This window comes from Massilia sp. CT11-108 (assembly GCF_047302915.1).
Classification (GTDB): domain Bacteria; phylum Pseudomonadota; class Gammaproteobacteria; order Burkholderiales; family Burkholderiaceae_D; genus Telluria; species Telluria orientalis.
The window spans coordinates 1-8,729 of sequence record NZ_JBKYMO010000240.1 but is presented as its reverse complement, the minus strand read 5'-3'; the positions used below and the strand labels follow the sequence as shown (position 1 = coordinate 8,729).

Below are 8,729 nucleotides of genomic sequence, written 5' to 3'. Positions count from 1 at the left end.
GCTCTCCGGCCTGGTCTCGGGCTTCGGCGCCTCTGCCGAAACCCGCCGGCCCGCGCCCGATCTCGTCGATCAAGCCGCTCGTGCCGCACAAGCCGAAGGCGCCGCCGCCGGACGAACGCTTGCCGTGGGGCTGGATCGGCGCCGCCATCGGCGTGCTGGCGCTGGGTGGGGCGGGGGCATATGCCGTCCGTCGCCGCAAGGCGCCGCCTGCGGCAGGCGGGGCCGCCGAGCCGACGCTGGAGTAGTGTTCAAAATCTTCGCTCGACTCGTCTACACAAGTGCGGATTTTGCGTTATACTCAATCCAGAAGTACACGGATCAGGGTCCGCCGCAGCCACCACCGATAGCGTGGCGCGGGGTCGGACGATCGCTGAGGAAGCGCCTGATGCCGGAAGCGGTTCGCTGCCAACAGTGGCAGACGGACGCCGGAGGCAACCGGCAAGAGGCGACGCCAGGGGATGCCTGGTAGTCGCGCTCCCCATTCCTGGAAACCGCGCTGATGACCCACGTCGCTGCGCGGTTTTTGTTTGCGCGGCGCGCGTTGGCCTCCCGCTCGGGTTATCGCTACCATAGGGGCAGATCATCGATCGAGGAGGGGGCATGAACGAGCTGGTACGCGCGGATTTATTCTCCGAATACTGCCCGTCGCGTGAAGTGCTGAAACATGTGACGAGCCGCTGGGGCGTGCTGCTGCTCGTCGCGTTGACGGATGGCACGCACCGCTTCGGCGAACTGCGCCGCAAGGTGGGCGGCATCAGCGAAAAAATGCTGGCCCAGACGCTGTATTGGCTCGAGCAGGACGGCTTCGTGCAGCGCATCGCCCATCCCGTCGTCCCGCCTCACGTGGAATACCGGCTGACGCCGCTCGGCGAGCAGATCGGGCACAAGCTTGGCGACCTCGCCGCATGGATCGAAGGGAACATGGATGGCATCCTGGCCGCGCAGAAAGCAAAAAGCCCCTTGGACGGCAAGTCGAAGGGGCCTCAGGCGGGGTAGGACGGATCAGTGGGCGGGGCTCAGTGCGCGGTCCAGCTGGCCCATCCACGGCTCGGTGATGTCGCGCACGGCGCGGTCGTTGGCCATGATCTGCTTGAGCAGGTCGATCTTGCGCTTGCGGGCGGCGCCATCCAGCGGCGGGACGCCACTCTTCGCCGCGCTCGACTGCAGGGCGCACTGCGTTTCCAGGCGTGCCAGGCCGTCCCAATCCCCTTCGCGCGCAGCGACAGCCATGCGGCTGCTGAGGGCGGCGATGTTTTCGTACATTGCGAGGACTTCGTTGGACGTCATGACTGCGCTCCACCAATGAGGCAAACTCCGGCCGGATTGCCGGTTGTCTGCCTTTTACGGCAGCGTTTTGGAGAACTTTAGGGTTTTCGAAAGATTTTTTTGAAATTTTTTTAGGAGAGGCACCATGAACATCAGCTGGACTCCGGTCAGGACCGTCATCGTCCTCGCGATGTGCGGTACCGCGCTCGTTACCACGGGCGCGGCGGCATCCGGGCAGACCCCGCCCGCGGCCAGGGAGGACGTCAATGCGGCCGGGACCGCCCAGGCCACCTTGCGGCCGGGCGACGATTTCTTTGCCTGGGCCAACAAGGACTGGCTTGCCAAAACGACCATCCCCGAGGACCGGGCTATGCGCAGAGCTGGCGCACGAAGGCGCGCGAGGCGGCCGAGCGGCGCGGTATCCTGACGGACGGCCACGCTCCGCCGCAATATCGCACTGCCACCGTGCGCAACTTGGACGCCTGGTACAAGGCGTTCGACGTGCAGCCGGGGCAGGCGCTGTACCTGCCGCCGGACGAGCGCGTACGCGTTTGGTAAACCGGCGATTTATGTCTGACGGGTAAGCTGCGCCGGTCGGAAAGAGCCCCGAACTAGAATGGTTCGGGCATCTTTCATCGTGGTTCTTGCTATGAAACAGCATTATCTCGACGTCGACCGGCGCATCATTCATCACTTTGCACACATGATCGAAGACGACGACTACGAAGACATCACGCGGCGCACGCTGCACCATTACGACGACAACGCGCGCCGGTTCTTCGCCGGCACCATCGACCACGACGTCAGCCAGAACATCGATGCGCTGCTGAGTGCGATCGAAGCGCCGGCGCCATACACGATCCTCGACTTCGGCTGCGGGCCGGGGCGTGATCTGAAAACGTTCACGGCGCTGGGCCACCATGCCATCGGCCTGGACGGCAGCGAGAAATTCGTCGAGATGGCCCGCGCGTACAGCGGTTGCGAGGTGTGGCACCAGAACTTCATCGACCTGCATCTGCCGGACGCGACGTTCGACGGCATCTTCGCGAACGCGTCGCTGTTCCACGTGCCGCGCGAGCTGTTGCCGAAAGTGTTGAAGGAACTCCATGCGGCGCTGAAGCCGGGCGGCGTGCTGTTCAGCTCGAATCCACGCGGCCATAACGAAGAAGGGTGGAACGGGCCGCGCTACGGCTGCTTCCACGACTACGCCGCCTGGGAGCGCTACGTCGTCGAGGCCGGCTTCGTGCCGCTGCGCCACTATTACCGTCCGGAAGGATTGCCGCGCGAGCAGCAGCCCTGGCTGGCCAGCGTGTGGCGCAAGGCAAGTTAATGGTTTGTTAGTTTGCGTACAGAATGAAGGCCGCCATCCAATTATCCTGAATGCATCCCGCTTGATTCGCAAGCGGTCTTACTCATCAAGGAGGATTCCGACATGAACGACGACCAAATCAAAGGTAAAGCCAAGGATATCGGTGGCAAGATTCAGGAGGAAGTCGGCAAGGCTGTCGGCAGCAGCGAACAGCAGGCCAAGGGCCTGTCGAAGCAGGTCGAAGGCAAGGTGCAGGAAAAAGCCGGTGATCTGCGTGACGCGATCAACAAGGGCAACCGCTGATACGCGGACCCTGTCCACCTGACCAACGGCCGCCGCGTGCGGCCGTTTTACTTATTCGGCCTGCCGGTCGCCGAGGATGTCTTCCACGTACAGCTTGTCGACGAGCACCACCAACATGGCCGTCAACGGCGTCGCCAGCGCGATGCCCGCGAAACCGAACAGCGTGCCGAACACGAGTTGCATGACGATGGTGAGCGCAGGCGGAATCTCGACCGCGCGCGCCTCGACGAGCGGCTGCAGCACATACCCTTCGACCGTCTGGATGCCGAGGAACAGCAGCACCGTGTACAGCGCCAGGTCGGGACTGATCGACAGCGCGATCAATACCGCCGGTACGCCCGCCATGATCGGGCCGATGTAGGGAATGAAGTCGAGCAGCCCGGCGATGATGCCGAGGATCAGTCCCAGCGGCACGCCCAATAACGTGAGCCCGCCGGCCGTCGCGGCGCCGACGATCAGCATCGACAGCGATTTGCCGATCAGCCAGCGCGCCAGCGTGTCGCCGATGTCGTCCATCACCTGCACGGCGCGCTCGCGCTTGCCCTGCGGTACGAGCTTCACGATGCCTTGCTTGTACTGGCGCGGCGACAGCGCAAAATAAATGCCGACGAACACGATGATAACGACGTTGCCGAGCGCGCCGAGCACGCCGCCGAAGAACAGGCCCGCGTTCGGCACGAACTGCTGCATCGATCCGATCAGTTCCTTGGCGTCCGGCAGGTCGGCGGCGATCCGCGCGAGCAGCGGCTGGTTCTCCACCATCTGGCGCAGGCGCTGCAGCGATTGCGGAATCTGCTGCGCCAGTTCGGTCGATTGTTCGGCAATCTGGGGCGCCATCGCCCACCCGCCGAGCCCGATGATGAGCAGCAGCGCCAGCACGACGACGACGAGCGCGAGCTTGCGGTTCCAGCCGAAGCGCCGGCACAGGATCGCGCTCAGCTCGTACAACAGCACGGCGAACAGGACGCAGGCAAAGAGCAGCAGCAGCGCGTCGATGGCCAGCACGACGGCCGCGGCGAGCGCGAGGAAGAGCACCGCGATGCCGTCGACAAGGACGAAGCGGCGCATCAGTTTGCGCTGTGCCGGCTTGACGGCGGGGGAGGTGGACGTGTCGTTCATGACAGAATGCTATCAGCGGCGCCGCGGGACCGTCGCGCGCGTGGCAATGTGCGTGCGCTAACTGAGCCATACGGGCGCGGGCGCTACGATGGTGTCGAGCTTTGAACGAAAGGAGAACACCATGAATTCGGACCAGATCAACGGCAAACTGCAAGACATCGGCGGCAAGATCCAGGAGGAGGCCGGCAAGATCGTCGGCAGCCCGGAGCAGCAGGTGAAAGGCTTGCAGAACCAGGTCGAAGGTAAGACCCAGGAAAAGCTGGGCGACCTGAAGGAAAAAATCCACGACGCCACCAAATAAGCTGGCGCCAAGAAAAATCGGCCGCACGTTGCGGCCGATTTTTTTATTGGGAAACGAATCTTACTTCGGGGCGGTCCCGCCCAGGTTCTTCTTGAAGAACGCCTCGATCAGGCCGTACACATGGCGCTGTCCCGCACGCGACGAAATGCCGTGCTTGGCACCCGGATACGTCATCAGCTCGAAGCGCACGTTGCGGTTGACGAGCGCGTCGATCAGGCGCGTCGAGTTCGTGAACAGCACGTTGTCGTCGGCCATGCCGTGCACCAGCAGCAGCGGCGACTTCAGGCCATCCAGGTGCGCGAACACGCCGCTGCGCTCGTACGCGGCCGGATCCGCCTGCGGCGTCGCGCCCACGAACTGCTCGGTGTAGTGCGTGTCGTACAGCGCCCAGTCCGTCACGGGCGCCACCGACACGCCCATCGCGATCTTGTCCGAGCCAGCCTCCAGCAGGCGCAGGGTCATGAAGCCGCCATAGCTCCAGCCGAACACGCCCACGCGCTTCGGATCGACGAAGCTTTGTTGCGCCAGCCAGTCGATGCCCGTCAGCTGGTCTTCGACTTCATGCGCGCCGAGGTTGCCGTAGATGACGTCGGTGAACGCGCGCTCGCGGCGCGACGAACCACGGTTGTCCAGCACGAACACGACGAAGCCCTGCTGGGCCATGTACTGGTTGAACAGGTTGCCCCACTGGCGCGTGACGCGCTGCGAATGCGGGCCGCCGTACGTGAACAGGAAGACCGGGTAGCGCTTCGTCGCATCGAAGTTGGCCGGCTTGATCATCGAGTAGTACAGCGTCTGGCCGTCGTGCGCCTTGATGCTGCCGTATTCCGTTGGCAGGTGGTCCTTCGCGTAGTTCGCGTACGGGTGCTGGGCGTTCAGCTCGTTGTGTTCGAGCCACTCGACCATGCTGCCGTCCGCGCGGCGGATCGACACTTGCGGCGGCGTGTCCGGATCGGAGAACGTGTCCACGAAAATCTTGCCGTTGCGGGCGAACACGTCTTCGTGCCAGCCGTCCTGCTTCGTCAGGCGGACCGGCTTGTTCGCATTGCTGCCGTCGAGGTTCAGCACATACGTCTGCTTGTCGATGACGGCATCCTTGTTCGACGCGATATAGACCTTGCCGGCCTGCTCGTCGACGGCGAGGATGTTGTCGACGCCCCATTCGCCGCTCGAGATCGGGTGCAGCAGCTTGCCCGACAGGTCGTACAGGTACAGGTGCTTGCGGCCGCTGCGCTCGGAGGCCCAGATGAAGGCTTTCTGGCGGCCGAGGAAGCGCAGGTCGTCGTGGATGCTGACCCAGGTTTTCGACGTTTCCGTCAGCAGCGGGCGCTGGGTCAGCGTGGCCGCGTCGACGGCGACGAGATCGAGACGCTTCTGGTCGCGCGACTGGCGCTGGTAGACGAGGGTCCTGCCGTCCGCGCTCCAGTCTGCGCGCACGAGGTAGATGTCCTTCTCGGGACCGAGGTCGACCTTCTTCTGCGCGCCCGTCGCCGGGTTCACGATCATCAGGTCGATCTCGACGTTCTTCGCGCCGGCGGCGGGGTAGCGCTGGTCGATGACTTCCGTGCGGTCCGCGAAGATCTCGAAGCGGCGCGCGACGGGCACCTGCGCCTCGTCATAGCGGCGGTAGGCGATGGCCGAATCGTCCGGGGCCCAGTAATAGCCCGTGTGCTGGTCCATCTCTTCCTGCGCGACGAATTCCGCTTCGCCGTTGTGCACGGTGTCCTTGCCGTCCGTCGTCAGCTGGCGCTCCTGGCCCGTCGTGAGGTCGATGACGAACAGGTTCTGGTCGCGCACGTACGAGACGTAGCGGCCCTTCGGCGAAATCTTCGGATCGCCGACATTGCCGGACGCGACCTTGCGTGCGGCTTCCGGCCGGTTCACGTCGACGAGGTACAGGTCGCCCGCGATTGGCACGAGCAGCTGCTTGCCGTCCGGCGACCAGCTATAGCTCAGGATGCCGGACAGGCTGGCCGTGCGGGCACGCTCGCGCCTTGCCTTTTCTTCCAGCGACAGGTTCTCGTTCGGGACCAGTTGTTTGGAGTCGACCAGGCGGTGCGCGGTCTTGTCCTTCATGTTGAATTCCCACAGGTCCAGCTGGAACTGGTTGTCGGTGCGTCCGCGCAGGAAGGTCACGCGTTCGCCGTCGGGCGAGACGCGCAGGCTGCGGACGCCTGGACCGGCCAACGCCGGGTCGGCGTGGATACGGTCCAGCGTCAGCCGTTCCGCCGATGCGGGAACGGCCGACAATGCGGCTAAAAGGCAGAGAAAAAGGCGCATGGGGGCTCTTGGGTAAAGAATTAAGAAATTATTCTTGTGCAACGGCGGAACGATACCAGAGTCGTCCGCGAAACGCTGTAAAGACGGCGGGCGGGAAGGAAGGGATGATGGACGAACTGTAATGTTTGCATCTGCTGCGATGCACTATGATCATTTCGTCGGCACCCCAATGCCGACAATAGGATGAAACTCTCTCCTAGGGTTACGCCGATGGATTCCCCGTCCATCGGCTTTTTTTTGCTTTAAATTCGGGGTCAGAGCACATTTTCGATCAATGTGTCGCCGGACAAAATCGCTGCGAGGACACCCGGCGCTTGCAACAGGAAGTGCAAGCGGGCCTGGGCCACCATTAAAGCTTGCTTCAAGGATTGTGCACAAAAAAGTGCTCTGACCCCGAATTTATGCGTGGTCGCGGATGCGCAGCTTGGAGAGTTGATTCAGCGACCACGCCAGCAACACGGCGGCCACGGTCAGCCCGAGCACGAGGCCGATCCAGAAGCCGGTCGCGGCCATCGGCTTGCCCGGCGACCACGGGAACCAGTCCGGCGCGAGGCCCAGGATCCAGCCGACGGGCAGGGCCACGCCCCAGAACGCGATCATCTGGATCACCATCGGCGAGCGCGTCACCTTGTAGCCGCGGATGGCGGACGCGGCCGCGACCTGCGTGGAATCGGACAGCTGGAACAGCGCGGCGAACAGCAGCAGCATCACGCACGTGGCCTGGACGGCCGCGTCGGACGTGTACATCGCCGCGATCTGCCAGCGGAAGAGGGCGATGCCGATGGCCGACATCAGGCCGAACGCGATGCACATGCCCGTACCCACCCAGGCGACGAAACGCGCGCGCACCGGATTGCCTTCACCCATCGCCTGGCCCACGCGCGTGAGCGCGCCGATGCCGAAGCTCAGCGGCACCATGAACACGAGCGACACGAAGTTCAGCGCGATCTGGTGCGCCGACACCTCGATCACGCCGAAGCGCGCCACGAGCAGGCTGATGATGCCGAACGCGCTGACCTCGGCGAAGTGCGTGATGCCGATCGGCAGGCCCAGGCGCAGCATGCTGCCGATCTCTTTCCAGTTCGGGCCTTCCCAGTGCGTGAACGGATACGTCCGGCGGTAGGCGGGCGATACCCTGATCCACACGACCATCGCGCCCAGCATCAGCCACATGCCGCTGGCCGTGGACACGGCACAGCCCAGCGCGCCCAGTTTCGGCAAGCCGAACTCGCCGAAGATGAACAGCCAGTTCATGCCGATGTTGTACAGGAGGCCGCAGAGCGCGATGATCATGATCGGCTTGGTCTGGTTGATGCTCGTCGTATAACCGTACAGCGCGCGGTAGCAGGCGAACGCGGGCATGCCGAGGCTGATGATGTGCAGGAAGCTTGAGGCGCGGTCCGCGACGGCCTGGTCCAGGCCGATGTGGTCGAACACGAGCGTGCACAGGTTTGCCGCGAGACAGCCCGCGACGCCGACGCCGAGACCCATCCACAGCGATTCGCGCACGGAGTGGGAAATGCGGTCGAAGCGGGCGGCGCCCATCTCGTGCGAGACGACCGAGTTCACGGCCATCATGATGCCCATGACGGTAACGAGGATGATCGACCACACGGACGTGCCGAGCGACACCGCGGCGAGCTCTTCAGCGCTGACGTGGCCCGTCATGGCGACGTCCGCCACGCCCATGCCGACGGTCGCGAGCTGGCCCACGAGCATGGGCCACGAGAGCCGCCACAAGGTGGCGATCTCGGTGCGGACGGGATGCGGTGCAAGGGCGCCGGCGCTGGACAGGTTGGACGTCATGGATCGGTTTGCTGGGGAAACCGATCATTTTACTGAGGAATTGCCGACACCGTGTGACGGCTGATTACCGTTGCGCCAGGGTCGTCCCCGGTACCGATTTCAGGTAGGCATACAGCGCCCGCAGGTCCGTCTCGTTCATCTGGCGGAACGACCCGAACGGCATCACGGGACTGATCGCGCTGCCGTCCGGCCGGTGGCCCGTCCGCAGCATGGCCATGAACGCGTCCGCCGTCGGATAGCGGTTCATCGCGCTGCCCTTGCCGGGCGCCAGCCGCGCGTGTTGTACAGGTAGCGGCCGTGGTCGACGCGGGCGACGTCGGGCACGACGTCGAGCGGACGCACCTG

At 64.2% G+C, this 8,729-nt stretch carries 11 protein-coding genes and 1 pseudogene; 7 read left to right on the top strand and 5 right to left on the bottom strand.

The genetic code is table 11. From position 1 onward, the window contains the following. Positions 1–245: pseudogene (locus ACEN88_RS18615) on the top strand (hypothetical protein); the annotation flags it as partial. 355 nt (positions 246–600) lie between these two features. Further along, positions 601–996 (top strand): winged helix-turn-helix transcriptional regulator, encoded by a 396-nt coding sequence (locus ACEN88_RS18610; RefSeq protein WP_413341894.1) that lies wholly within the window; start codon positions 601–603, stop codon positions 994–996. A gap of 6 nt (positions 997–1,002) precedes the next feature. On the opposite strand, the gene ACEN88_RS18605 is transcribed toward ACEN88_RS18610, so the two are convergent. Continuing rightward, complete coding sequence (locus ACEN88_RS18605; protein ID WP_091659394.1) at positions 1,003–1,287, bottom strand: flagellar protein FliT; 285 nt, start codon at positions 1,285–1,287, stop codon at positions 1,003–1,005. A 124-nt stretch (positions 1,288–1,411) separates the two neighbouring features. Here ACEN88_RS18605 and ACEN88_RS18600 point away from each other — a divergent pair, with 124 nt between their 5' ends. The 4 genes from ACEN88_RS18600 to ACEN88_RS18585 all read left to right on the top strand — a co-directional run bounded on the left by ACEN88_RS18600 (position 1,412) and on the right by ACEN88_RS18585 (position 2,878). Further along, the gene (locus ACEN88_RS18600) at positions 1,412–1,693 is read left to right on the top strand and encodes a hypothetical protein (protein ID WP_413341899.1); all 282 of its coding nucleotides are present in this window, start codon (positions 1,412–1,414) and stop codon (positions 1,691–1,693) included. Beyond that, positions 1,585–1,824, top strand: a complete 240-nt coding sequence (locus ACEN88_RS18595) for a M13-type metalloendopeptidase (protein WP_413341898.1) — start codon at positions 1,585–1,587, stop codon at positions 1,822–1,824. Before ACEN88_RS18600 ends, ACEN88_RS18595 begins: the two co-directional genes overlap by 109 nt. Positions 1,825–1,969: 145 nt before the next feature. Next, positions 1,970–2,596 carry a class I SAM-dependent methyltransferase gene (locus ACEN88_RS18590; RefSeq protein ID WP_413341896.1) on the top strand — a complete coding sequence of 209 codons (627 nt, stop codon included), beginning with the start codon at positions 1,970–1,972 and terminating at the stop codon, positions 2,594–2,596. Between the two features lie 102 nt (positions 2,597–2,698). After that, positions 2,699–2,878, top strand: a complete 180-nt coding sequence (locus ACEN88_RS18585; RefSeq protein ID WP_056129126.1) for a CsbD family protein — start codon at positions 2,699–2,701, stop codon at positions 2,876–2,878. A 51-nt stretch (positions 2,879–2,929) separates the two neighbouring features. On the opposite strand, the gene ACEN88_RS18580 is transcribed toward ACEN88_RS18585, so the two are convergent. Then, positions 2,930–3,997, bottom strand: coding sequence for an AI-2E family transporter (locus ACEN88_RS18580; protein WP_413341891.1), 1,068 nt, complete (start codon positions 3,995–3,997; stop codon positions 2,930–2,932). Positions 3,998–4,118: 121 nt separating this feature from the next. On the opposite strand from ACEN88_RS18580, the gene ACEN88_RS18575 reads away from it, so the two are divergent. Further along, complete coding sequence (locus tag ACEN88_RS18575; RefSeq protein WP_036237358.1) at positions 4,119–4,298, top strand: CsbD family protein; 180 nt, start codon at positions 4,119–4,121, stop codon at positions 4,296–4,298. Between the two features lie 60 nt (positions 4,299–4,358). On the opposite strand, the gene ACEN88_RS18570 is transcribed toward ACEN88_RS18575, so the two are convergent. The 3 genes from ACEN88_RS18570 to ACEN88_RS18560 all read right to left on the bottom strand — a co-directional run bounded on the left by ACEN88_RS18570 (position 4,359) and on the right by ACEN88_RS18560 (position 8,631). After that, positions 4,359–6,578, bottom strand: a complete 2,220-nt coding sequence (locus ACEN88_RS18570) for an alpha/beta fold hydrolase (protein ID WP_413341890.1) — start codon at positions 6,576–6,578, stop codon at positions 4,359–4,361. Between the two features lie 399 nt (positions 6,579–6,977). Continuing rightward, positions 6,978–8,384, bottom strand: a complete 1,407-nt coding sequence (locus ACEN88_RS18565; protein ID WP_413341889.1) for an MATE family efflux transporter — start codon at positions 8,382–8,384, stop codon at positions 6,978–6,980. Between the two features lie 64 nt (positions 8,385–8,448). Next, entirely contained in the window at positions 8,449–8,631 is a 183-nt protein-coding gene (locus tag ACEN88_RS18560; protein ID WP_413341887.1) for a hypothetical protein, read from the bottom strand. Positions 8,632–8,729 lie beyond the last annotated feature (98 nt).